Below are 25,057 nucleotides of genomic sequence, written 5' to 3'. Positions count from 1 at the left end.
ATGAGAATTGCCATTGTCAACGATATGCGGATGGCGGTGGAAGCACTGCGGCGGATTTTAGCCACAATACCAGAGTATGATTTAGCTTGGGTTGCCTACGATGGTGAAGAAGCTGTCTGCAAATGTGCAGTTGATACCCCTGATTTAATATTGATGGATGTTTTGATGCCGTGCATGGATGGCGTGGAAGCCACACGGCAAATTATGAGCCGATCGCCTTGTGCAATTATGATGGTGACTGCCAGTGTTAATCAGTACGCTGCCAATGTTTTGGAAGCCATGACTTACGGGGCTTTAGATGCTATCAATACACCTGCTGACGGTAGTGTAGGTTTACTGAAGAAAATTGCCACGATCGCCAAATTAATCGGTGCATCTTCCCAAAGACGAACACTCAAAAAATCGAGAATTTTTCCAAAATTATTACTACCACTAATTGTTATTGGCGCTTCTACTGGCGGCCCCCAGGCTTTAGTTAAGATTCTCTCACATTTTCCTCAAGATTTTCCCGCTGCTGTAGTCATTGTTCAACATTTAGATGCTCAATTTGCTCCAGGTTTTGCAGCTTGGTTGAACGAACAAATTCCCTTAGCTGTAGAAATAGCAAGTACAGGTTCTACACCGCAAGTGGGAAAAATTCTTTTAGCTGGTACAAATCATCATCTTGTCATGGGATCTAACCTGAGTTTTAGCTATAACGAACAACCTTTAAATTGTCCTTATCGTCCATCAATTGATGTTTTATTCAAAAGTGTAGCAGTTCATTGGACTGGACAAGGAATTGGGGTATTACTTACAGGTATGGGACGAGATGGCGCTCAAGGTTTAAAACTCTTACAAGAAGCTGGATGGCACACCATTGCTCAAAACCGCGAAACTTGTGCTGTGTATGGTATGCCAAAAGTTGCGGTAGAATTAAAAGCCGCCGTAGAAGTTTTACCAGTTGATGCGATCGCTGCTGTTTGTACCAAGATATTACGGAACTCGCCAAACCCGCCTATATAAAATAATTTTTAATCCCGTAAGATTACTGTTTTTTACTTATTAAAAAACAATTAATACTAGTTAAAAAAGTATTTAAATAAATCTATTCTATGGAAGTATTTATACTATTTTTTAAATATCTCCCAACAAATCAATCTCCACATCACCGCGTTCTCACATCCCTGCATCATTATCTGTATACCTCTTTCGGAATAGTATTAATCTCATTTTATTTACGATATGTAAACTTATTTACTTTTATATATGTTAGATTATAATCAACCTAAACAAATACTTTATATATAGATATTTTTTTTAAAAAATTAGTAAAATTTACATGATAAAACCAGTCAACCCTATCTCTCAAGTCCAGCAAATAGAAATGTTATTACCTAACTTGAGTACCCAATTAGCATCACCACACTGTCTAAGTGAAGTAAATATTCACACAAATACAGTGAAAGTTATGTTAATTGACGATCAGGTAATAATTGGTGAAGCAATAAGTAGAATGATTGCTAACGAAACGGATATTAGTTTTAATTATTTCAACGATTCAACTCAAGCAATCCATCAAGCGATCGCCATTGAGCCAACGGTAATTTTGTTAGATTTGATTATGCCAGATATAGATGGCTTAATGCTGCTGCGTTGGTTTCGTTCTCATCCATCAACTCGTGATATTCCCATCATTATGTTGTCGAGTAAAGAAGAACCAAAGCTAAAAGCAGAAGCCTTTGCTGAGGGAGCAAATGACTACTTAATTAAATTACCAGACGCCGTTGAGTTAATTGCTCGCATTCGCTATCATTCCAAGGCTTACAATAACCTTAAGGCACTCTCAACTGCAACTGTAAATGCTAAACTCCAAGCACAGGAATTAGAACATACTGTACGTAAATTGCAAACAACTCAAGTGCAATTAATTCAAAACGAAAAAATGTCTAGCTTGGGCAGAATGGTTGCAGGTTTAGCCCACGAAATCAATAATCCTATCAATTTTATTCACGGTAATTTTCATCATCTTCACGAACATATTCACAGTCTTTTGAGTTTGATACAATTTTACCAAAAAGAGTATCCTGAGGCTCAAAAAAATATTCCAGATATTGGCGTTGACTTAGATTTTCTGATAGATGACTTTCAAAAAATTCTCGTTTCTATGAGATTAGGAACTGACAGAATTAAGGAAATTATACTTTATTTAAAAAACTTTTCTCGCCTCGATGAATCTGAGAAAAAAGCTGTAAATATTCATGAGGGAATTGAAAGTACGCTATTTTTACCAAACCATCGTCTGAAGCAAAAAATAGAAGTAATTAAAGAGTATGCTAATCTCCCACGAATAGAATGTTATCCTGCACAATTAAATCAAGTATTCATCAATGTGATTAATAATGCAATAGATAGTTTATTAGAAAATTCAAATTATCAACATCAAAAAGAAATTGTTATTAGAACTGAACTAACGGACTTAGAAACTATCAAAGTTAAAATTATAGATAATGGAGCCGGAATTGCTCCAGAAATCCAAAGTAAAATATTCGACCCTTTTTTTACAACTAAACCTGTTAATAAAGGTACAGGTTTAGGTTTAGCAATTAGCTATCAAATTATTGAAAAACATCATGGCAGGATTTACCTAAACTCTCAACTTGGTGATGGGGCAGAATTTATCATCGAAATTCCAGTTAGAGTCAGTAGTTAATATAGTTAAAAGTCAAAAGTCAATACGCTTGGTGTTAAGAATTTTTTAATGAACTGGCTAAGGACGCAGCGATTAGAGCAGAAGGTATCAAAATAGTGTCCTCCTCAGAGACGGGGGAGGCTAACGTCAATTTAGAGGTAGTAAGACTAATTAAGGGACACAAGTCTAAGACGCGGCATTTCTTAGTGAAGTTGGAAGCCCACACTTCACCGTCAGGTCGTATGGGTAATTCACCCCTAAAAATCAAGGGGTTTGAAGCCCTGCCTATGAAGACGAGCGTTTTGGGCGAGGTTTAAATACTCGCCCAAAACCTACTCTGTTGCCTGTTCCCCGTTAAAAGCATAAATTCATCTTTACAAGCGTTGTAGCAGGCTTAAACCGTGGCTATCAGTACCACAGGTATTGAAAAGAAAGTATTCATCAGCTAACTTTTGCACTTGTTCTGATTGCAAGGTGCTGGGTTTCCAGGGGTTAGGATTATTGTAAGCGTAGAAAGTTTCCACACCATCGATCCCCTTTTGCGCCGCAGCTGGAATTAAATCGAAAAGCGATCGCTTGTAACGAGCTGGATGAGCCAGAACTGCCAATCCCCCAGCTTCATGAATAGCGGTAATCACGTTACTTGCCTGATATTCTTGGCCTGTAGTCGCCCTTCTTTGCAGATAGGGTTTCATACTAGGGTGTTCTGTTGCAAAAGCATAAGCCAAAATGTGAACTTCTATATTTAAAAGGTTGGCATTAATTTCTACGCCACTCCACAGGTGAGGAATGCTTGCATTAGGATTATTCCACTTCCAATCTTCCAACCAAGCTTGGGCCGCTTGATAGCCAATAATACCATGATGATCGGTGATGGCTAAACCTTTTAGCCCAATAGCGATCGCCTGCTCGATCAATGCACTTGGCTGCAACCTTCCATCCGAGTGGACAGTGTGCATGTGAAAGTTGAACAACCTTGGACAACTATGTGCATCAATATTACGGAATACTTGCTTCAAAAGTTCTGCCGAAGCTGTAGTACGGGCCAAATTTACAACCATAACCCCCTCTGAAGAAAAATTTATTTTCTTAACACACCAAAATGCCACATCTCTAGATGAGAAAGAACCAACACTAAAAATTAGTAACGGCTGCTACTTTCTCAGCTTTCTCAGCAAATTTTTCAATATGTTAAGACTACGTTAGCAAATCTTAATCTCAGTAGTCATGAGTAGTTTGAACTACTTTATTATTAAGTAGTGGCAAATATGACATCTAAAATTTCATAAATATGCTTTTAGCATCTGTGGTAAATGACTTATAAAATAAAGCTTTAATAGAGTAATTATCTCTAATAAGTCTGAAATGAAATTATTTTTGTGTATAACAAATGCTATTTATCTCAGTAATTACAGCTTTTTTCTAATCAATAATGACTTTAGCGATTGCCTAAGTGAGTCTACACTTCGAGAAAACTAGCGATCGCTCGGCGCTCATTATACCCCTCGCGCAATTCCAAAAGAATCTCCCTTCAAGGTGACTCCAAGGGGTTCTACCACTACCTCGCGGGAAAGAGACGCTTCAACTCTTCCTGCAATCACAGCCGAAAGTTGATGCTCTGTTGCAAGCAAGACAATTCTATGTGCATCCTGCTCTGACTCTGTATAGAATGCGAATCCTGCACCGTAATTGAACACTGAAAGCATCGTCTCGGCCCCGCCTTCAAGATGACTTTCAACAAATGTAAATATCTCTGGTACTGGGAGCATCGTTTCAATCACATACCGAAGCGGCTTCACCGACCTCATCAGCTTTTGCCAGCCGTGACCAGTGATATTCTCCATCGCCGTGGGACGAATTCCCTCACTAAGCACAGCCTGTACAAGCGGCGTATAAAGATACGACGCAGCATTCATTGCTTCCCAGAACTCCTGCCCACTTGGGAGTTTTGTTCTATAACCATCAGGGAGCGACTCAGCAAGCTTTCGCAGTGGGGTAAAGCCGTTCTCATGGGGGCCCGAGCTTTCGACGAGAACAATGGTATTTCCGGCATCCAGACGCGAGCTATCAATAGGAGCGACACCAGCGGGCATAACCCCAAAAACCGAGCCAGCGATGTCGAGCCGCCCTGGAATCATCTTGGTTTTGAGTTGAGGAGTTTCCCCTGAGAGATAGACACATCCCACGCGTTTGCAGCCCTCAACTACTCCATCAAGAAACCCATCAAGGAAAGCGGGGGTAAAGATTGTTTCAGGAGTACTCGATGGCAGATAAAGACCGAGAAGTATAGTCTGCATACCTGAAGTTGCGGCATCGTTCGTCAGACACGAGATGATCTTAATCCCAATATTCCACCAGAATCGTTGAAGTTCTTCTTCAGAAAGATCGTCAGGGCGCGTATCGTCTGCGGTGCCCAGTCCTTCGGGGACAAGCGTCATAGAAAGTTCTCTAGCCCCGGCCTCCAAAAACGGAGCAAGGTTGAGGCTGAAAGCGTTAGCACTTGCTCCCAGACCTGACGCGGGCACGATGCCATAAGCGCTTGCAAAGCCAAGTGTGCGTTTTGCAGCATCGATGAAGCGTCGTTTTGCAGCATCGAGAGTATCGTAATCGACTTGATCGAGAGCTTGAGCCATCAGATTGCGTTTTAAGTTAGAAGTTAGGAGTCAAAAGTTAGGAAAACTCATAACTCATAACTCCTCACTTTAAAATACCTCATCTTCAATACCACGCCACCATTCCCCCAAATTCATCAAGTCTTGGTAAATATCTTCTAATTCTTTGATGTAGACATCATTTGTCAGGGTGGCTCGACGCTCTTGCAATTTTTTGAGGCGCAGTTGTACTAATACCCAAGGTTTAGAAATGCTATTTGTTGCTTCGATGTATTGCGCTAGTTCTTTACTATCCATATATTTTATATTTTGATTTTCATGTCACTACTTTTATTTAGGCGATGTCTGTCCCACTACTGGAAAACAGAAAAGGGAGAAATTAAAAAGAACTTCTCCCTTTCCTATTGGGCTTTCTGCTTCAACTTTTGTAAATTAACTTATTGCTTTTACTTTATATAGTCTGGCACAAGCGGCGTAGACACATTTAGCTTTGCCATTCTCAAAAGGTAAGAAGCAGTTTACTAAAAGGCATCGCACTCAGTTCAAAACTGAAACTGATTAAGCTTTAGCCAAGTTTTCAGCAGCAAAGTCCCAGTTGGCCAAGTTTTCTAGGAAATTATTGATGAACGCTGGACGGGCGTTTTTAAAATCAATGTAGTAGGCGTGTTCCCAAACATCCAAGGTTAGGAGTGCTTTCTGACCATGAGCTAGGGGATTTTCTGCATTTGCTGTTTTGATCACTTTCAGCGTACCACCATCATCGATCAGCCAAGACCACCCGCTGCCAAATTGAGTTGCAGCCGCGTTAGAAAACTCTTCTTTGAATTTGTCGAAGCTACCAAAATCTTTGTCAATTTTGGCTGCAAGTTCACCTGTAGGTGTGCCACCACCTTGTGGTTTCAAGGAGTTCCAGAAGAAAGTGTGGTTCCAAACTTGGGCAGCGTTGTTAAAGATTCCCACCTTAGAGGAGTCTTTAAAAGAAATTTTGATCACCTCTTCCAGAGACTGATCAGCAAGTTCTGTACCTTCAGTGAGCTTGTTAAGATTGTCTACATAAGCTTTATGATGCTTGCCATAGTGATAGTCAAAAGTTTCAGCTTTCATACCATAAGGCTCTAGAGCATCCTTTTCAAAGGGTAGTGGGGGCTGTACAAATGCCATTGTGTCAAATCCTCTCTTTACCGGTTTCCAGTTTTAAGCTATTGCAGAAGCTTAGGACATTAATAGCTTTTATTTTCAGGAGTTTTATGTCTTAGATCGTGGAACATAAAACTTAACATCGTCATTCTACTACCAAAGTGAAACGAAAAACAAAGTCTTTCTCTAATAAGTAAAATAAGTAAAATCGCTTGTATGCAATCACCATAAATAAAAATGGCTAATATTTCATATCTAAAGACATATATTACAATCTGATTTGAAACACATCAATTGCAAAGCTTATATTTTGGAATTTTCTTATAAGTGGCAGACTTCATAGTTCAGAAATCATTCAGGAGTGCTATGACAATTGGTATTAATTAATTAAAAGCAGCAATTAAAGCTTTGGAACTTCTACCTTTAGTAAGATTAATTGCTATTTAAAGAATCAGTCTAAGGCTGGATGAATTAATTTTAAAAGAAGTTATTACTTAAAATAATCGGCTAAATTTTGGCACTATCTCTGGGTGCAGGAAATCTAGAGTTAGGAAGGCAGGGCAGGGCAGCCGCATCATGTCAATAAGATTATTTCATTATCAATAAACTCCAAAACCATCTGATTAATCTCTGCTTATTGACAAAGATTTTAGAGATTGTCTTGAGGCTTAGAAAATTAAATCAAACAGTAAATGCTGTTTTTTTCGTTGATTCTTAACCTTGGTTACGAGAAAGAAGTATAATTTTGATGCGTTTGCCTTAGAGTCTGCCCTCTTTACAAAGCACAAAAAGAAACTAATGAAACACTTTACCCTGTTTACTTTTCTGTATGTAGTAGCAGGAGTTTGCTTAACGGCGATCGCACTTGGGCATCCTGACATCACTCCAAACCATAAAATAACCCTGCTAATTAATGCTGGACTGTTATACCTTGTCGCTGTCCTTAGTACCTTTCAATTTTGGCGACAACGCTTAATAGACCGCCAAGAGAGACTGCGCGATAAACCTGCTTGGGATCGGAATTTTTTCATGATCTTACTTTCACTCATCATTGGATTTACGCTTTTTACAACGATCCCTGACTTGGTGAATCACAACTGGGCAATAGAGGTGATTGCCAGAGTATCTGTCGCGCCACTGCTCATCCTGACAAGTACAGAACAACTCTTAATTAGAAGCCAAAATCGGCAATAATCCAATACGCTTGGGTTAAGGCTAAAATTCTTTGCTAAAGTCAATTTTTTTAACGTAGACGCAAAGCGGTGAAGCAGCGCGGTCTTCTCCCAAAGGGAGAGGCTAGCGCCAAGGGGGTTTTCCCCATGAGCGACTGCTGTTAGCGTAGCGTTAGCGAGGTACGAGCGTCACCCAAAGGGCTTGCCGCAGGCTACCGCTGAGGACGCGTTCGCGTAGCGTCTCGTAGAGAAGGACGCAAAGAGAAGAAATGTTTAACTGAACTGTATTGGGCAATAATCCTGATTACAGGTATTTTTTTTATTAGTGACCAGAAGAGTACAACAAAAGTGGGAGACAAGGTAGACAGTAGCAGAGATTGATTAAATGGTTGTTCCCTTGTCTCCTTGCTCTCTTCGATGACACTACTCAGATAGACGTTGCTGGTAGTAGTTAACTATTTTTGCCGTGACTTCTGACACGGCTAAACCATCAGTTTGCACTTCGATAGCATCTGCTGCTTTTTGCAAAGGAGAAACTTTGCGTGTACTATCTTTCCAGTCACGTTCGGCAATGTCGTGTTCCAGCTGCTCTAAACTCACTTCAGGTTGACCTTGGGTGTTAAAGTCTTGCTGGCGGCGACGGGCGCGTTCACTTACAGAAGCGGTTAAAAAGATTTTCACTTCGGCATCCGGGAACACGTGAGTACCGATATCCCGACCTTCAGCAACTAAACCACCTTTTTTGCCCCACTTTTGCTGTTGTTTAACCAGTGCTTGACGGACTGCGCTTTGTGCCGCGATCGCTGATACTTGAGATGTTACCTCAATCGTGCGAATTGCCTGGGTAACATCAGTGCCGTCAATCCAAACCCGCACGGACGATTGTAAATCCTGAGTGGGAGTAAGTTCAATTTTACACCGATTAGTTAATTCGGCGATCGCACACTCATCCTCAATAGGAATCCCCTTTTGCAATACTAACCAAGTGACAGCACGGTACATTGCTCCTGTATCTAAATATACTAAATTTAGGTTTGCTGCCACTTGCCGCGCCACTGTGGATTTCCCAGCACCAGCTGGGCCATCAATAGCGATAATGGGTTGACGATCGCGCAATATGATATTGTCAATCAAACGTGTAGCACCAAAACGAGCTGCGATCGCCAACATTCCTTCCTCCTCAACTTTTTCTAAAGACATCAACGTAGTCGGTTCAACCAATTCAATATATTCCACTGAGACCGTGTTGACCATTGCCACTTCTTGCTGTACCAGTGCTATCAACTTGTTACTATTGCGATCGCCTGCTTTGAATGCGGCTTGAGCTCGTTGCAAGCCCCGATATAACACCGTTGCTTGCTCTTTTGCCGTTGCCGTCAAATATTGATTGCGAGAACTGAAGGCCAGACCCGACGCTTCCCGTACTGTTGGACAAGCAACAATCTCTACTGGCAAATTTAAGTCAGCTACTAAGCGTTTAATAATTGCTAGTTGCTGACCATCCTTTTGACCAAAGTAGGCACGGTCAGGCTGTACCAAATTGAAAAGTTTGGTAACAATCGTAGCGACACCCTGAAAGTGACCTTGCCGAGAACGACCACACAAGCCTGTTATCATAGCAGATGGGGGGATAACTTGTGTAACCTTTGATTCTTGTATACTCTTCTGAGGAACTGCCATTTCTTCCGGAGTCGGTGCAAAAATGGCATCTACCCCAGCTTGTTCGCAAAGTTGTTGGTCTGGCTCTAAAGTGCGGGGATAGCGTTGATAATCCTCATTAGGAGCAAATTGCAGGGGATTAATGAAAATACTCACAATCACCGTAGAATTTTCGTGCCGCGCCCGTTGGATTAAGCTTAAATGACCTTGATGCAAATTCCCCATCGTTGGCACTAGACCGACTGCGGTCTGATACCAGCCAGTCATCTCATCTAATCTCAGATCCTCAGTAACTCCAATCAGCTTGTTTTCTGAGCAGTGTTTAGTTAAATAGCAGCGTAAAGCTGCGACTGTTGTCAGCAGGCGCACAAAAATACCCCTAGTTCTTATCGATCCCTCCCCCGTTAGTTTATATCCGAAATAGAGGGAAGAGATGATTTAACTAGGGGAATTAAGTGATACGGAACTGGGGATTGGGGATTGGGCATTGGAAAAACCTCTATTCGCTATTCCCTATTCCCTATTCCCCACTCAATTATTTCTCTAAGACTTCAATATGTACTGGTGCAACACCACTGCCCATCATTCCCAAAATCCGAGCCGCGCCGACAGACACGTCAATGATTCGACCCCGAATGAATGGGCCTCGGTCATTAATCCGCAACACTACAGAACGACCGTTGCGGGTGTTAGTTACACGCACTTGCGTACCAAAGGGTAAGCTGCGATGGGCGGCAGTCATTTCTTCTGGATTGAATCTCTGTCCGCTAGCAGTACGATTACCAGAGCCGTCATAACCGTAATAAGAAGCCATGCCTCTCAAGGTGGCTCGCACTACTCCGACGGCAATCTGTTGAGGCAGCTTTGGTATCGATACTGGTTGACGTACTGGTAAATTCGCAATTTCTTTTAAGGGAGATGCATTGCCTAGTAGCCTCCGCAGGCGATTCGTTGCTTGCAATGCATCTTCCGCTAGATCGTTGGTAGTACCTGCTAATCGCGTACCTTCGTTGATTTCTACCAACTCTTCACCATTAATTTTGATTACATAGCGCTCGCCATCTTCTTGGGCAGGGGCGCTTTTATTTTGCGCTTGATTAGCAGTAGATTTTTCCCCAGCTTTCCAACTGACGGTAATCTTACTCCCGTCCACATTTTCCCGATTCAACTGGTTGATCTTAGCTGCTATTACACCAGCTATCTGAACCGGGTCAACGTCAGCGGAGCTAATCTGGTTACTCGCATCTGTTAGGTTCCCAGTATTTAATACATTTGATGAATTGCTACTAATAAGGGCGTACGATTGTACGCCCCCAGTATTGCCAATTGCACCAACTTTTTTAGTTTCAAGATTCGTATTTGATACAGAACTTAAAAAGGTGAGAACAGGTATATTTCTGATAAAAAGGGTTGCCGCCTTACGTCCTTTAATGTTGTGAGGATGAATTTCTGTAATCACAGCATCCAAGGTTTGTTTCCCTGCTGTTGATTGGTACTCTCCCACCTTAACGACATCAGGGGCGGGTGATTTTTGGGATGCTAGCGCATTTCCCTTGATGGTTTGAGTGCAACCGACTGAGGGTACTCCCAAAACAGCCATAAACAGGGCAACAATAGTCCACAAATGTCTTTGATTCATGCGTCCGTTTTTGAAAGCGACTGTAGAACTTAAGTTTTATAACTTGCGGGATTTTTCACTAATGAAAGTGATTTCCCTATTTGAAAAACTCGAACTCGTTCCGTTTTCACTTTGTTTTTTATAACTGCAACAGACTAACACGAACCTTTTGGCTTGGGGATCAGGGTTTTAGCGTAACTATTGCCCGCTTTCTCAAATTTTCATTCCAATTTGAAGGGCGAAACCTTTCTCAAAAGCGGACTTTGGCTATGTAACGCTTTTTTGTGTAAGTCAAAAATTTCTTCAAAAAATTTTATGTTTATTTCATGCCAAAGTGACGATACCCTATTCACATTGGTTGTAAAGGTTCGCAACTACTCGTGTATTCTAGATTACATGTTTTTTTGCGATTTAATCTCGGTACATAATATAACTTTAATTAAATAGCATCGGCATAAATACCTAAAATAATTTATTTAAGGAAATATTTAGATTTAACTATGAATAACTCGTGATAGGAGTTACATCTTAAATAATTATGCAAATTAGTTTGAGTCTAATATCTTTTTTCAAAGTTTTTTCTACTTACATTAATCATTACTTTTATTCTCACAACTAGACTAATATTGGTGATAAATATAACTTGATATTACAGTATTGCTGAGTATAAAAAAAAGGCAATACTCAAGTTAATATTTTTCCGGATTAATGACTTAAAAATTAAGAAAACTTTGCGATCGCTTAGATAACAGATGCTATATGTAATATATATTACAATACCTTTTTTTTAACCTCAGTAATTACTCAAGTATGATTTTTGAGAGCAAACTGTTTTTGACAAAATCTTTGTAACTGTAGGGATGTACAGCTGCACCTCTTCTATATATAGTAGGTATTTTGGGAAATGCCATCAGCCTAATGACAAATCAAGGAGATATAGAAATAGAACCATCGCCATTAAAAGCTGTTCTCAACGAGTTGCATTCCCAGTACAAGTCACTGCGGGAGGGTGCAGTCGCAAAATACATTCCTGAACTGGCAAAGGCAAACCCGGATTTGTTCAGCATTTGCATTGTGACAGTAGATGGTCAGGTTTACAAAGTTGGGGACTACGAACAACTTTTTACTATTCAGTCAATTTCTAAGGTGTTTGCTTATGGACTTGCCTTAGAAGATCATGGACTGGATTATGTTTTGACTAGAGTTGGCGTGGAACCGACGGGGGATGCATTCAACGCGATTATTTTGGATGAGCAATCGAAGCGACCTTATAATCCAATGGTAAACGCTGGAGCGATCGCCACTACAAGCTTAATCAAAGGTTCTGGCCCTACCGAACGCCTCAACCGAATGCTGGATATGTTTCATCGATATATTGGCCGCGACGTGTTCGTTGACATTTCAGTTTTTACCTCAGAACGAAGTACAGGGCATCGCAACCGCGCAATGGCGCATCTGATGCTCAACTTTGGCATGATTGACCGGAACATTGAAGAGGCGCTGGATCTTTATTTCCAGCAGTGTGCTGTGATGGTGAATTGCCAAGACTTAGCGGTGATGGCGGCTACCCTTGCTAACAGAGGTATTAACCCCATTACCAAAGAACAAGCGGTAGATAAGCGTTACATCAAAGATATTCTGAGTGTTATGTATACCTGCGGCATGTACAACTTTGCAGGTGAGTGGGCTTATAAAATTGGGATTCCCGCGAAAAGCGGTATTTGTGGAGGGATTATCGCCGTTGTACCCAATAAAATGGGCATTGGAGTTTTTTCGCCACTACTGGATGTGCGTGGTAACAGTGTGCGGGGGGTAAAGGTGTGTGAAGAACTTTCCCAATGCTTAGGGCTACATCTATTTGAGTGTCAACAATGAACGAACCCAACGAATATTTGTTTTAATTGGCGACACAATTGAAGTAGAAATTTTTTCTAATGGAGAGGTAATGGTTAAATGACACAGCCCGATTATCAGGCAATGTCAGATAAGGATTTACTAGCTTATGTGCGATCGCATCCACAAAATACGGAGGCGTTTCATGCTTATATGGATAGGCTAGCAGCCAGACCAGGTGTAGTTTGCACTACAGACGAAGAAATTCAAGCCGAATTAAGGAAGCGAATCAATCAATCACATTGACCAATAATTCCAGCTCAATTTTCAAGATACAACTTGAAAACCAAGAACATATCAAAGTTATTTAAAGCCATCTATTATTGTTTGTAAATACTTTATAGAGGCGGCTTCGGCTTGAGAGTGTATAACTAACTGAGGCGTTGTTAAGGCAGAACGAAGCTGACGGTAAAAGACAATGGTATGCTGAAGCGATCGCGCAATTTCCTCTTGGTCATGTTTAGCGGGAATAGTCTGCCGAAAATCGCTCAAATAAGATGGAATTTCCCTTTCCAGATTTCTCACACCGCGTGGAAGCAGTCCAGCCTGTACCTTGGCTAATGGGGCCAGAACTTGCCCACGCAGAAAAGAAAGAAAATCAATTACTTCAAAGAGTTCACCTCTTCCTAATTTGGTTGCACCGTAGTGTACCCACACCCAGAAGCGGTCTTCAATCCACTGCGGGTCAAAAGGTGAATAGTTCCGTAGATTATCTGAAACAGCTAAGGTTAGTAGATTTCTTTGCTCCCATAGAATAATAGGATTTTCTGTGCGGTCTGTTTGAAAATCTTGTAAAAGCAAAAACTTCAAATCAACGTGTACAAGAGGACTGTCATAGAGACAGATTAATAATCTGGGTTCGCCGACGTGTTCACCGATAAAAGCTGCTAGAAGTTTCCCAAGGCTGCTGGCTAAAAGCTGACGCTCTTTTAAAACTTGCTCATAATGAACATCGTCTACAACAATAATGAGATCCAGATCGGAATACTCATCCATTTCTCCACTCAAATAGGAACCACCGATTGCTACCCCTAGCAAGCGGTCATCCGTCTTCAACTTTGCCAAAATCTGTTTTAGAAGCTCTCCTTGTGGTTCAGGAACAGGCATACTATCTCCAATTTTAGTAGCGATGCTTATGGCTGGCTACGCCTACGCGGCAGTCGGAGGGATTAGTTTAAACGCCAATCCCATCTATCTTTAGCTAGTTAGCCAGGTTTTCTTTAGCATATAAAATGCTTTTGAAACATGAGATTTTTATATTGGTGAGTTCTTCACTAACTGTTACAGATAGGCGAGATGGCTTGTATTCTATAGTTCTTTTAAAACGATAGTCAAGGTTAATATTATGTCGCTGTTAGCAGCCTAGAATCCCCCGAATCGAATTCGGGGGAGTATATCAAAATTCTTCTGCTTGGGGAAGCGGGAAGATTTCACCAGCCAAGTAAGCTTGAAAATGTTTTTGGAAGTACAACCAGGAAGTCATATCTTCCCCATCTATCAATGCTTTTGGGGCTTGTTTATATAGAGGAATACGGTTATTAATTTCGTCTTGCAGCACTAGGGGCAGTTGTGTTAAACCATTGACTTTGCTGCCAACAGCACTGTAGATCAGATGACCGGGGCGATCGCCCATTTTCATCCAGGGAAGCCATTGACCAATCCGATCCCAACTCAGTTTGAGTTGAGAAACTGATTTAAGTGCTGGGTTGAATAAATCTGCGGTTGGCACTGTTAATTTAAACAATTCCGCTGCCTGATAAATTGGATTTGGGCTGTATTCGGCAAATTTTGGATCGTCTACTAAGGGATTGGGGTAATAAGGAAATATATCAAAAACGAAGGTTGTACTGTCACCATCTACTTGTGCGGGGAAATTTCCCTCAAATTTTCCCTGTACAGGATTATTGGCAACGTGAATCACCGGAACTGTCTCGCCTGTCCAAGGATTTTCCCATTTGGGTAAAACCTCATCTGTTTTGGGGTTGAGGTAGTAAGTCAGTTCCCTAGAAGTAAAATCCCAGCTACCTTCTGCTGTGGGAATACATCGGCTAACGCTCAATCCCAGCATCTTAAACAGGAGTTGTCTTTTTTCACCGGGGATAAAGGCGTAAATTTTACCTTTCCAAATCAGGAAAGTCGATTCGGTAGGATCGAGGGAAGAACGAGTTTTAACCCAATGCTGGGCTTCAAGTTCTTGGATTTGGGCAACCATCTAAAGCATCCTTCGTATTTGGATAACAAAAGGATAAGCTAACCAGCATTCAAATTGCATCTTTAGAAGTTAAAAGGTAGGGGAGAGGTATAAGAAATATATTTTGAACTCCATTAATGAGTCTTTGAACTCCGTTAACGAGTCTTTGATACTCGTGAATGAGTCTTTGAACTCCATTAATAAGCCTTTGAACTCCATTAATGAGTCTTTGAACTCCATTAATGAGTCTTTGAACTCCATTAATGAGCCTTTGAACTCCATTAATGAGTCTTTGAACTCCATTAATGAGCTTTTGAACTCCATTAATGAGCCTTTGAACTCCATTAATGAGCCTTTGATACTCATAAATGAGCCTTTGAACTCCATTAACGAGTCTTTGATACTCATGAAGAAGCATAAAAACTCTACTCTTTTGCTCAATCCCCAATACCCCATGCCTTTATCAATTAAACTGGTTCAGAAAGTTGCTCATCTAGATGGCGAAACAAAAACAGCCAAAGAGGTAGAGAACTATTAATCGCAATTAATCGCACCAAATGACCAGTTGTGACAATTTCAACATTATGATTCAATGCCAGAGAAACTAAGATCATTTCTGCCGATCCTCCTGGTGCTGTGACTAAAAGACAGGTTAACCAGTCCCAAGAGGTTAATTGCATCGCAAGTATAGCAGCGATCGCTCCGGCGATGAGGGTCATGCCTACAGACATTAAGGCATAGGCGACAGTCCGCTTTCTAAAGTTGGGTTTGTCTCCCCAATATTCACCAATAGTAATTCCTAGAAGCATTTGACCCAATAAGTTAATTAAAGGCGGCGGACTAAAGCTAATATCACCCACAAAAGGCAGCCAATGTAGCAAAGGATTAAACCCGATACCAATCAATAATGCACCAAAGAAATCGCCGGCGGGAATTTTAAATAATATAGCTGAATAAACTACTAATCCAGTAATTAGGAGTACTAACAAGAGTAATTCTAGTTGAGATGGATCGAAATTGAGCCAAGCGGCTTTGATTGGGAGTGTTTGCGGATAGTAATTACCAGCTGATGTCTTAGCGATGAAGGGAATTAGAACAACTACACAGGTGACGCGAATCGCCTGAACTAGGGCAACCAAGCTAACATTTTTATTGTAATCGGCAGCGATCGCAGCCATAATTCCTACACCACCAGGAACTGTAGCCAGCATTGCTGTAAATAGGTTGATTTTGCTGGCGCGGGAGTAAATGTAACCGATACAACTTCCACTCAGCAGCAAAAACAAGGTAAGAAAAATAAATATGGGAATACCGGAAGCAATACTAGCTAAATTAGCGTGGGAATTGGAAGCGCCGACAGTTAAGCCGACAAGTGCCATTCCCACTTTTCTAGCAGTGCGGTTAGGTTGGGGAGAATATTGATAAAAAATTCGACACCCTTGGAGAACCACTGTACCAGCGGCAATCCCGCCAAATATCCAGGCAATCCTGCCAATTTGGAACTTTGCGAGGAGTAAACCCAGAGGTAATGCCAGAAGCATTTCCAAGGCAAGGACAATTAGTTGCTTGCCAAATAGCTGTTGTTTGGTAACAACAAGATTTTCATGAGTGTGTTCTTCCAGACTGGGAGTACCACTTATACTTTGATTCATCGATACTAAGCTTTTTTTTAAGTCTAAGCTATAGGTGCAAAAGTGGATCTCCAGCGATGCGATCGCACATTACCAGCAACAAGCAAAATGATACAGGTGAAGGGTTTTAGTTCTAGTGGTGAGTTTATTTTAGATTTAGATTTAAGTCAGGTTTGGTAGCTCACCTCTTGCACCAGACAATTAAAATAGTGCCAGAGATATTCTACATCCACAGACAAAATTAAATATATGAACACAACTCCCTCTAAAAGAGAAACAGATGAAATGTTCAAGTGGTTAAATCGTAACCGCCAGATGTTATTAGATTTATATAAAAATCAATATATCGCTTACAATGCAAATGGAATAATTGCTCACAGCGAAAACTTACGCGAAGTTTTAACATTAGCTAATGCTGCAAAACAGCCTTTTTTAATTTACCTAGTTCCTCGTCAGACTGCTTCTATAGAAATAAATTTTACGAATTCGCTTCTGCCCAATACTGCGGTTGAGGAATTGAATAACCCTAAGACACTGTGCGGTGAACCTTTACTACCTGGATTGGTTTTAGATTTAAGTCAGGTTTGGTAAAATTAAATCAAAATCTTAAAGTTGATGTTAATAAACAGGTTTAGAGCTTGGAGCTATGGATGCAGGAGAATTACTCAGACGCTACGCCATAGGTGAAAGAAATTTTTCTGGTGTCAATTTTAGTCGTCTACACTTGGAAGAAGTTGATCTGTGTGGGGTAAACTTAAATGGTGCTGAGTTGACTGGTACTCATCTTAATGATGTGAATCTGAGTTACGCAAATTTGAGTAATGTTAGTCTACAAAGGGTTACGCTGCTTGGAGCAAATTTTGAAGGTGCTAATTTAAGTAATGCTCGTCTTGACGGAGCTGAAGCAGAGTACGCTAACTTCAAAGCAGCTAATCTGAGTCACGCCAACTTGTCTGGTCGTTTTCAAGGAGTGGATTTTAGCTATGCAGATTTGAGTAACATTTATATGGATCATGGCTGGATAGAAGAAGCTAATATTAGTTATGCCAACTTAAGCAATATCACGACATACCAAAGTACGTTAGATAAAGTTAACCTGCGAGGCGCAAATCTAAGCAATGCTTTCTTTAGTGATGGAACAAGACTACGGAAAGCAAATTTGATTGGTGCTAACCTTACAGGTATGGATATAGGTGAACTTCTTACAGACTGTATCTATGATACTGAGACAATAATTGACGAAAAAACAAGATATCTTTCTATACCTGGAATAGGTATTTTCGAGATTTTTGAACAAGCTATTTTTATTGGTTCTGGAGAAAATTTAAATTCTGCTAGCTTAGAAAATACCGACCTTAGTGATTTGGATTTAAGCGAGGCTGATTTAAGCTATGCAAATTTGAAAGGTACGAATCTAAGCAATAGCTCTCTTTTTCAAGCAAATTTAGAAGGTGCGGATTTAGAAAAAGCAAATTTCACAGGTGCTGACTTGGAAGGTGCAAATTTAAACAATGCTTATCTTTATAACGCTATATTTGACAGTACCGTTATGCCAGATGGAAGCATAAGGGATGATGATTGATAGCAAACAGGCTCAAGAATCTTACTTATTTTAAATTAGTATTGACTAGACTCATCAAAAATCGGGACTGAGAAATACATCTCAGTCCCGATAAAAAAGCGGGCTAACCGCTATTTATATGGTTAACCCGTGCAGCTTTGGGAACGCGCAGAGAAATTGTTATTGCAATACCAACTTCACATTGGCGTTTTGCAGACCGCGCTGTTTCACTTCAGCCAAAGTTTTGTTAACAGCATACTTTTGGTTGATTGAGTTTATCAACTCGGTTTGGTTGTGCTTCTTAGCAACGCCCCACAGGTCAGCGATTAGGTCAAAAGAACCATCGCCATTGCGAGACCAGCCGAGGTCATATTCGCCTTCTAATACGGCAACGATGTCAGAACGGACACGCTGACCGTTATAACCACGGACATCAGCTTCAGTCTTTACGCTGATACCGAGGTCGCGCAAGGAAGCCTTGAGGATTTCGGCATCGGTGATTTTGGTACGCAGGGTGCTAAAGTGAGACATTTGGGTTTCCTCCAATGAGAAGATTGAGAAAGACGACAACGGTTTGTTTTGGGCGAAGCCGCGCTTAAGCAGGATGCGGCTTTTCTTATAACTGCTAGCATTTTCAGCTAGCCTTTCCCCCTGGGATGGCAGAGGAAAGCTTTTAAAACTCCATTCGCTGATATTCAGCTACGGAGGATGCTGCGGGGCGTGCGCGCTGTCTGGCCCAATCTCTCAGAGCCGTTACTTGTTCTTGCATCGTTCGAGACAGCGGCAAAGTTGCCTTCAGTGCAGCAATAATATCTAGTTGGGTGAACTCCCGATCTTGGGCAAAAGCTTCATACATTGCCGCAACGATCGCTTGCTCTATTTCTGCTCCAGAAAAGCCATCAGACATCTTGGCTAATTGCTCAAGATCGAATCGAGAGATGTCTTCACGGCGTTTGGTCAGATGAATATTGAAAATATCCTGCCGTTCTTCCGGTGTTGGCAGATCGACAAAGAAAATTTCATCAAAGCGTCCTTTCCTCAAGAACTCGCCAGGTAAGCGTTCTACTCTATTGGCTGTTGCCATCACGAACACTGGTGATTTCTTATCTTGCATCCAGGTGAGGAAAGAGCCGAAGATTCTACTTGAAGTCCCCCCATCAGAATCAGAAGAACCTCCACTACCAGCAAAGGATTTATCCAATTCATCGATAAACAAAATCGCTGGGGAAATAGATTCTGCTGTTTTCAGGGCGTTCCGCAGATTTGCCTCGCTTCGTCCCACCATTGAGCCGTCGTAGACTCGCCCCATATCCAACCGCAACAATGGTAAACCCCACAGCCGGGAAGTAGTTTTGGCAATTAATGACTTACCGCAACCGGGAACTCCTAAAATTAACATTCCTTTTGGTTGAGGCAAACCATACTCTCTCGCTCTTTCTGTGAAAGCGTTAGAGCGTTGCTTGAGCCATCTTTTTAACTCTTCTAAGCCACCTACAGCATCAATAGTTTCATCTTCTTCAATGTATTCTAAGATGCCATTGCGCCGAATTAGTTGCTTTTTCTCAGATAAAACGATGTCTACTTCATCTTCTGTTAAACGCTCTTTAGTTACCTGTGCCTTACGGTAGACTTTCTCAGCTTCATCTTTAGTTAGACCTAAAGCAGCTCTTAGAAGTTTTTCTCTGGCTTCTGTTGTCAGTCGCCGACCACGATTTTGCTCTATATGGTGAGTTAAGACTTTATTCAACTCAGCCATATCTGGCAATGTAAAGTCGAGAACAACAACTTCTTTTTCCAGTTCTATAGGTACTTGTTGCATCGGAGACATCAAAATGATGTTCTTTTGCATACCTTTGAAACTAGCGATCGCATCACGTAACGATCTGTTAGTTGCAGGCGCATCTATAAAGGGATGTAAATCTTTAAGAATAAATATACTTGGTTCTTTCTGCCGGATGATCCACTCAATCGCCGCCTCTGGAGACACGGTATTATGCTGGGTGACATTCCGGGGTTGACCATACTCAACAATCCCGTGTGTTACTGTCCAAACAAATACTCGACGCTGGGGCTTTAATAACTGGGCGATTGTGGAAATTGCTTGCTCGGCCCGCTCTTCCTCGGAGGTAACAAGGTAGATTAAAGGGTATTGAGCTTGAATTAGGATCTTGAGCTCTTCGTTCATACTTCGACCTACTTGAGACCTTATAGAGACAGTAGAGACATTGCTTCTGGTAAAGACAACCGAATCATGAATATCTATTTAGTTAGCAAGGAACTAACTCTTCCTCACCCTTGGGATTGGTTTCATCTTCATCCATCTCATTCAGAGAAAGATGCTCTTGACCAATTACTCCTGGTTGATTGCCTAAAGTAACCAGTTCCCCATCACGTAAGACTAGCGAGCTATCACAAGTTGGGCATGAATAAACTCTATGAGTCCGCCCATAAGAAGAATCTTCTAACTCGTCAAACAATTCTTGATTGCATAGGTAAAAACCAAGGGCACGTTCGGCAAGTTCTGACATTGGCTCGGAATCAACTGCTGAACGAATTTTCAGTTTCCTGTGCAACTCTGGCGATAAATACAAAGTGACCTTTTGCTTAGTTTGCGTTTGCATATAACTCTTTAACGGTCTTACCCGGGTATGTATATCAAGTTATCGGTTCTTTTATTGGTTGTCAAGACGGTAAAACGTTTTAACGCTAGTTTTGTTACATTTATTTACATATTGGGGATAAAATGCTGTTTATTGAGTGATTGATCGCTCAATACAAAGCTCTCAGAATTAATTTTTGATGGGAATTAGTGATCGCTCAATAAACGATTGTCTAACTTGGCTTACTTTTTAATTCTTTGGAACGTCACCAAGTCGGTGATATGGTATTCATCCCCATTTATTCAAATTTGCGCGTGGATGTGAGATACCACATCCAAATCTGGTAAGCCAGAAATATCAAGAAATGTCAATATCTGGGGATTTTAGTCGTTTGGCTTACCGATGCAAACTACAGAGAGATTTGGCCGAAATTGCAAATATGTGTTTGTTTGGAAGTGAAAAAGCTCTAAATTTAGCCGATCTGTCTGAGATACACTGTCTATATTTGTGTGATAAAGCACTTTTTCTAAGCTTTTTATACCGATATTACCAAAGAGAATATTCATTAGGGGTGTAAGGTGAAGTCCTTTGGATTGAGACCAAAGGACTTCACGGTTGCCCTTTTTAGGCAGGGCTAAAGACTCATGCGGGTGGTTGGGGCTAGATATCCCCTACCACCATGCAACCCCACACCCCCACACCCGCCCCAACGGGGCTTGGTAAATATCCTGAATATTATTTATTGAATTTTTAATGAGTGCTCTTTTGGTGCATTTCCCGATTCGTGAATAACTCATAAATTAGTGAAGGTATCGATCTGAGTTTCTGGTATTTCTATAAAATCAGTAACTTTGGCAAAATGTGTGATGTAAATGGCTACTGCTAATAAAATCTCTAGTTTGGGGCGAAGAATTTATCGGTTTGCCGCCAGTGTTAGCGGAGTCATTGCCCTGTTAATCATGCTGTGGGGTTGTACTGCAAATGATTTTAACGCCGGAGCGATCGCCTGGAAAACTTATAGCAACTCTCGTTATGGCTTTGAATTTCCATATCCGAGTAACTGGACTTCATTAGCAGCATCAGAAAATGGTGATGGAATTGCGTTTATTTCACCACAGGATAACTCAGTGGAAATTCGCGGGTGGGCAAGTCATCAGCTACTAAACGATCGAGAATCCGTGAAAAAGATAAAATCCAACTTTCAGACCGCTCAAGGAGTATCTGGGGTGCTGATTGTAGAAGTTGATCAATTAGTAGGTTCAATGACACTGACACTAACTCAGAGTCAAGTTAAATACTATTGGCAGGGACGAAGCAAGAGCCAATATTTTCAAGATTACTATCGTTTGTTTTATTACATTGCCCAGCAGTATCGCATTTCAAAGTCTTGAAAGATGGGGCATTGGGCAAAACAGTTCCTCTTTTCCCAATCCTGAGTAAAGAAGCGAGATTTCCAACTCAGCACGGGCTAAACGCCCCGCTTCCGCTAACAGCACTCATCATGACTGGGCACTCTTGAGGGGCATTGGTTATTAATTCTTCTTCCTCTGCTTCCCCTGCTCTCTCATCTCCCTCATCTCCCTACTCCCCACTTCCCCCAAAATCTACATCTCTCCCAGAATGATGATTGAGAGGGGACAGAAACCTGATAGATTTAGCTATCAGCGAGTAAAAACTGGTGAAGATGAAAGTCCTGGTTATTGGTGGTGATGGATATTGCGGTTGGGCAACTGCTCTTTACCTTTCCAATCGAGGTTATGAAGTTGGAATTCTAGATAGTTTGGTGCGGCGGCACTGGGATAATGAACTTGGTGTCGAAACTCTCACTCCGATCGCACTAATTCAACAACGTCTCCAGCGCTGGCAAGATTTGACGGGTAAATCTATCGACTTGTTCATCGGCGATATTACGAATTACGAATTTCTTCAGAAAACATTACATCAATTTCAGCCAAATGCCCTAGTGCATTTTGGCGAACAGCGTTCGGCTCCATTTTCCATGATTGACCGAGAACACGCAGTTCTCACCCAGGTCAATAATGTAGTTGGTACGTTGAACTTACTGTACGCCATGCGGGAAGATTTCCCGGACTGTCATTTGGTGAAGCTGGGAACGATGGGTGAATACGGTACACCCAACATTGATATAGAAGAAGGGTATCTCACCATTGAACACAATGGACGCAAGGATACCCTACCTTATCCTAAGCAACCCGGTTCAATGTACCATTTAAGCAAAGTCCATGATAGTCATAACATCCACTTTGCTTGCCGGATTTGGGGATTGCGGGCAACGGATTTAAATCAAGGTGTAGTTTACGGCGTCTTAACCGAAGAGACGGGGATGGACGAACTATTAATTAATCGGCTGGATTACGATGGTGTGTTTGGTACAGCACTAAACCGCTTTTGTATTCAAGCAGCTATTGGACATCCGTTAACTGTCTACGGTAAAGGTGGACAAACTCGCGGATTTTTAGATATTCGGGATACAGTAAGATGTGTGGAATTAGCGATCGCTAATCCTGCACAACCAGGCGAATTCCGCGTGTTTAACCAATTTACCGAACAATTTAGCGTCGGCGATTTGGCATTGATGGTGAAAAAAGCTGGTAACGCTATCGGATTGAACGTAGAAATCAATCACCTAGATAATCCCAGAGTTGAAAAAGAAGAACATTACTTCAACGCTAAAAATACAAAATTGCTTGATTTAGGTTTACAGCCTCACTTGCTCTCTGATTCTCTCCTCGATTCTCTGTTAAACTTTGCTATCAAGTATCAGACGCGAGTCGATCACAAACAAATTCTGCCTAAAGTCTCTTGGCACAGAAATTAGTGTAAACCCCAGTAAATCGTGGGTCTAAAATTGGTCGTTGTATTCTAGCACAATATGACGACCAAATAGTTATTATTTATCAGGCGTATCGTCCAGCTATTACTAAATTTGCCGTTTACGACAGTGATTTTGACTGTGGAGAGTTGATATACACCACAAAAGAGAGTTTACTCTGTGTTTGATGCCGAAATGCAAGCAAAGCTGAGATTATCTGCCTGGACTGAATAGTTTTTTATGAGAATTGCCCTATTTACCGAAACCTTTTTACCCAAGGTTGACGGCATTGTAACGCGCCTGCGCCATACTGTTGACCATCTCCAGCGCAGTGGGAATCAAGTGTTGGTGATTGCCCCTGATGGAGGCATCACAGAACACAAAGGCGCTAAAGTTTACGGCGTTACTGGCTTTCCTCTGCCATTGTATCCAGAATTGAAAATGGCATTACCCCGCCCAGCCATTGGTTACATCTTAGAAGAGTTTAAGCCTGATATTATTCATGTCGTGAATCCAGCCGTTTTGGGTTTGTCTGGCATATTTTATAGCAAAATCCTCAAAATCCCCTTGGTCGCGTCTTATCATACCCATTTACCCCAATATCTCCAGCATTACGGTTTGGGGATGTTGGAAGGTTTTCTTTGGGAACTGCTCAAAAGCGCTCATAATCAAGCAGCTTTGAATCTGTGTACCTCCACAGCAATGATAGAGGAACTGACAGCACACGGTATTGAACGTGTAGATTTGTGGCAGCGCGGGGTGGATACGGAATTATTTCACCCCGATTTAGCTAGTGTAGAAATGCGATCGCGCCTATCAAAAAATCATCCAGAAAGTCCATTGCTACTTTACGTAGGACGGCTTTCTGCTGAAAAAGAAATTGAGCGCATCAAACCAATTTTAGAAGCCATTCCCGAAGCGCGGTTAGCATTGGTTGGGGATGGGCCCCACCGTCAAGCATTGCAAAAACACTTTGCTGGCACAAACACTTATTTTGTTGGCTATCTTATGGGGCAAGAGTTAGGTTCTGCCTTTGCGAGTGCTGATGCCTTCATCTTTCCTTCCCGTACAGAAACACTAGGCTTAGTACTACTAGAAGCGATGGCTGCTGGCTGTCCCGTGGTAGCAGCCCGTTCCGGGGGGATTCCTGATATTGTGACAGATGGGGTAAATGGATATCTTTTTGAGCCAACAGCAGATGTTCAAGGAGCGTTAGCTGCTACTGTTCGACTCTTAGAACAAAAACAACAACGAGATATCATCCGTCAAAATGCCCGCCAGGAAGCAGAAAGTTGGGGTTGGGCAGCTACCACTAAGCAGCTACAAGATTACTATCAAAAGGTGATATTTTCTGAACAATTGGCAAAATAGGGCATGAGGGAGATGAGGGAGATGAGGGAGATAAACAAAACTCCTAACTCTTAACTCTTAACTCCTAACTCAGCACGGGCTAAACGCCCCGCTATCCATGTACAGCAC

At 41.5% G+C, this 25,057-nt stretch carries 23 protein-coding genes and 2 pseudogenes; 12 read left to right on the top strand and 13 right to left on the bottom strand.

Features of this window, described 5'->3' with window-relative positions:
- Both HWQ58_RS28355 and HWQ58_RS28350 read left to right on the top strand, forming a co-directional pair.
- Nucleotides 1–1,005, top strand: a complete 1,005-nt coding sequence (locus tag HWQ58_RS28355; protein ID WP_292870458.1) for a chemotaxis response regulator protein-glutamate methylesterase — start codon at nucleotides 1–3, stop codon at nucleotides 1,003–1,005.
- A gap of 316 nt (nucleotides 1,006–1,321) precedes the next feature.
- A complete protein-coding gene (locus tag HWQ58_RS28350) occupies nucleotides 1,322–2,692 on the top strand; it encodes an ATP-binding protein (protein WP_292870455.1) in 1,371 nt (456 codons plus the stop codon).
- A gap of 353 nt (nucleotides 2,693–3,045) precedes the next feature.
- On the opposite strand, the gene HWQ58_RS28345 is transcribed toward HWQ58_RS28350, so the two are convergent.
- The 4 genes from HWQ58_RS28345 to HWQ58_RS28330 all read right to left on the bottom strand — a co-directional run bounded on the left by HWQ58_RS28345 (nucleotide 3,046) and on the right by HWQ58_RS28330 (nucleotide 6,444).
- Nucleotides 3,046–3,732 carry a PHP domain-containing protein gene (locus tag HWQ58_RS28345; protein ID WP_292870452.1) on the bottom strand — a complete coding sequence of 229 codons (687 nt, stop codon included), beginning with the start codon at nucleotides 3,730–3,732 and terminating at the stop codon, nucleotides 3,046–3,048.
- A 435-nt stretch (nucleotides 3,733–4,167) separates the two neighbouring features.
- Nucleotides 4,168–5,304: an AIR synthase related protein gene (locus HWQ58_RS28340; RefSeq protein ID WP_292870449.1), complete on the bottom strand. Its 1,137-nt coding sequence runs from the start codon at nucleotides 5,302–5,304 to the stop codon at nucleotides 4,168–4,170.
- 69 nt (nucleotides 5,305–5,373) lie between these two features.
- Nucleotides 5,374–5,580, bottom strand: coding sequence for a hypothetical protein (locus HWQ58_RS28335; protein ID WP_292870446.1), 207 nt, complete (start codon nucleotides 5,578–5,580; stop codon nucleotides 5,374–5,376).
- A 261-nt stretch (nucleotides 5,581–5,841) separates the two neighbouring features.
- A complete protein-coding gene (locus tag HWQ58_RS28330) occupies nucleotides 5,842–6,444 on the bottom strand; it encodes a superoxide dismutase (RefSeq protein WP_292870443.1) in 603 nt (200 codons plus the stop codon).
- Between the two features lie 774 nt (nucleotides 6,445–7,218).
- On the opposite strand from HWQ58_RS28330, the gene HWQ58_RS28325 reads away from it, so the two are divergent.
- Entirely contained in the window at nucleotides 7,219–7,614 is a 396-nt protein-coding gene (locus tag HWQ58_RS28325; protein WP_292870440.1) for a hypothetical protein, read from the top strand.
- Between the two features lie 401 nt (nucleotides 7,615–8,015).
- Here HWQ58_RS28325 and HWQ58_RS28320 read toward each other — a convergent pair whose 3' ends face one another.
- Together HWQ58_RS28320 and HWQ58_RS28315 are read right to left on the bottom strand one after the other, a co-directional pair.
- Nucleotides 8,016–9,620 (bottom strand): bifunctional pantoate--beta-alanine ligase/(d)CMP kinase, encoded by a 1,605-nt coding sequence (locus HWQ58_RS28320; protein WP_292870437.1) that lies wholly within the window; start codon nucleotides 9,618–9,620, stop codon nucleotides 8,016–8,018.
- Between the two features lie 166 nt (nucleotides 9,621–9,786).
- Complete coding sequence (locus HWQ58_RS28315) at nucleotides 9,787–10,890, bottom strand: septal ring lytic transglycosylase RlpA family protein (protein WP_292870434.1); 1,104 nt, start codon at nucleotides 10,888–10,890, stop codon at nucleotides 9,787–9,789.
- Between the two features lie 888 nt (nucleotides 10,891–11,778).
- Here HWQ58_RS28315 and glsA point away from each other — a divergent pair.
- Nucleotides 11,779–12,744 carry a glutaminase A gene (glsA, locus tag HWQ58_RS28310; protein WP_292870540.1) on the top strand — a complete coding sequence of 322 codons (966 nt, stop codon included), beginning with the start codon at nucleotides 11,779–11,781 and terminating at the stop codon, nucleotides 12,742–12,744.
- A 78-nt stretch (nucleotides 12,745–12,822) separates the two neighbouring features.
- Nucleotides 12,823–13,008 carry a hypothetical protein gene (locus HWQ58_RS28305; RefSeq protein ID WP_292870431.1) on the top strand — a complete coding sequence of 62 codons (186 nt, stop codon included), beginning with the start codon at nucleotides 12,823–12,825 and terminating at the stop codon, nucleotides 13,006–13,008.
- A 57-nt stretch (nucleotides 13,009–13,065) separates the two neighbouring features.
- Here HWQ58_RS28305 and HWQ58_RS28300 read toward each other — a convergent pair whose 3' ends face one another.
- The 4 genes from HWQ58_RS28300 to HWQ58_RS28285 form a co-directional block, all read right to left on the bottom strand.
- The gene (locus HWQ58_RS28300) at nucleotides 13,066–13,869 is read right to left on the bottom strand and encodes a nucleotidyltransferase domain-containing protein (protein ID WP_292870428.1); all 804 of its coding nucleotides are present in this window, start codon (nucleotides 13,867–13,869) and stop codon (nucleotides 13,066–13,068) included.
- A 289-nt stretch (nucleotides 13,870–14,158) separates the two neighbouring features.
- Nucleotides 14,159–14,974, bottom strand: a complete 816-nt coding sequence (locus HWQ58_RS28295) for a DUF1838 domain-containing protein (RefSeq protein WP_292870425.1) — start codon at nucleotides 14,972–14,974, stop codon at nucleotides 14,159–14,161.
- A gap of 49 nt (nucleotides 14,975–15,023) precedes the next feature.
- On the bottom strand, nucleotides 15,024–15,371 hold the full coding sequence (locus HWQ58_RS28290) for a hypothetical protein (RefSeq protein ID WP_292870422.1): 348 nt from the start codon (nucleotides 15,369–15,371) through the stop codon (nucleotides 15,024–15,026).
- Between the two features lie 49 nt (nucleotides 15,372–15,420).
- Complete coding sequence (locus HWQ58_RS28285; RefSeq protein ID WP_292870419.1) at nucleotides 15,421–16,605, bottom strand: AbrB family transcriptional regulator; 1,185 nt, start codon at nucleotides 16,603–16,605, stop codon at nucleotides 15,421–15,423.
- A 228-nt stretch (nucleotides 16,606–16,833) separates the two neighbouring features.
- On the opposite strand from HWQ58_RS28285, the pseudogene HWQ58_RS28280 reads away from it, so the two are divergent.
- From HWQ58_RS28280 to HWQ58_RS28270, 3 genes and pseudogenes are all read left to right on the top strand, one after another.
- Nucleotides 16,834–17,025 (top strand): annotated as a pseudogene (locus tag HWQ58_RS28280) (DUF5678 domain-containing protein); the annotation flags it as partial.
- 54 nt (nucleotides 17,026–17,079) lie between these two features.
- Nucleotides 17,080–17,175 (top strand): annotated as a pseudogene (locus HWQ58_RS28275) (Uma2 family endonuclease); the annotation flags it as partial.
- A 55-nt stretch (nucleotides 17,176–17,230) separates the two neighbouring features.
- Nucleotides 17,231–18,166 carry a pentapeptide repeat-containing protein gene (locus HWQ58_RS28270; protein ID WP_292870416.1) on the top strand — a complete coding sequence of 312 codons (936 nt, stop codon included), beginning with the start codon at nucleotides 17,231–17,233 and terminating at the stop codon, nucleotides 18,164–18,166.
- Between the two features lie 159 nt (nucleotides 18,167–18,325).
- Here the strand turns inward: HWQ58_RS28270 and HWQ58_RS28265 are convergent, their stop codons facing one another.
- The 3 genes from HWQ58_RS28265 to HWQ58_RS28255 all read right to left on the bottom strand — a co-directional run bounded on the left by HWQ58_RS28265 (nucleotide 18,326) and on the right by HWQ58_RS28255 (nucleotide 20,766).
- Entirely contained in the window at nucleotides 18,326–18,676 is a 351-nt protein-coding gene (locus tag HWQ58_RS28265; protein ID WP_094350625.1) for a DUF1257 domain-containing protein, read from the bottom strand.
- A gap of 142 nt (nucleotides 18,677–18,818) precedes the next feature.
- On the bottom strand, nucleotides 18,819–20,330 hold the full coding sequence (locus tag HWQ58_RS28260) for an AAA family ATPase (protein WP_292870414.1): 1,512 nt from the start codon (nucleotides 20,328–20,330) through the stop codon (nucleotides 18,819–18,821).
- An 82-nt stretch (nucleotides 20,331–20,412) separates the two neighbouring features.
- Complete coding sequence (locus HWQ58_RS28255) at nucleotides 20,413–20,766, bottom strand: hypothetical protein (RefSeq protein WP_292870411.1); 354 nt, start codon at nucleotides 20,764–20,766, stop codon at nucleotides 20,413–20,415.
- A gap of 851 nt (nucleotides 20,767–21,617) precedes the next feature.
- Here HWQ58_RS28255 and HWQ58_RS28250 point away from each other — a divergent pair.
- From HWQ58_RS28250 to HWQ58_RS28240, 4 genes are all read left to right on the top strand, one after another.
- Entirely contained in the window at nucleotides 21,618–22,136 is a 519-nt protein-coding gene (locus HWQ58_RS28250) for a hypothetical protein (RefSeq protein WP_292870408.1), read from the top strand.
- 293 nt (nucleotides 22,137–22,429) lie between these two features.
- Nucleotides 22,430–23,584: an NAD-dependent epimerase/dehydratase family protein gene (locus tag HWQ58_RS28245; protein ID WP_292870405.1), complete on the top strand. Its 1,155-nt coding sequence runs from the start codon at nucleotides 22,430–22,432 to the stop codon at nucleotides 23,582–23,584.
- 29 nt (nucleotides 23,585–23,613) lie between these two features.
- Complete coding sequence (locus HWQ58_RS38585) at nucleotides 23,614–23,766, top strand: DUF4291 family protein (protein ID WP_366838788.1); 153 nt, start codon at nucleotides 23,614–23,616, stop codon at nucleotides 23,764–23,766.
- Nucleotides 23,767–23,818: 52 nt separating this feature from the next.
- A complete protein-coding gene (locus tag HWQ58_RS28240; RefSeq protein WP_292870402.1) occupies nucleotides 23,819–24,949 on the top strand; it encodes a glycosyltransferase family 1 protein in 1,131 nt (376 codons plus the stop codon).
- Nucleotides 24,950–25,057: the final 108 nt, after the last annotated feature.

This window comes from Nostoc sp. LPT (assembly GCF_017115165.1).
In the GTDB taxonomy this organism is placed as follows: Bacteria; Cyanobacteriota; Cyanobacteriia; order Cyanobacteriales; family Nostocaceae; genus Nostoc.
Note: the sequence above shows the minus strand (reverse complement) of the source record. Positions and strands in the feature narration are given on the sequence as shown.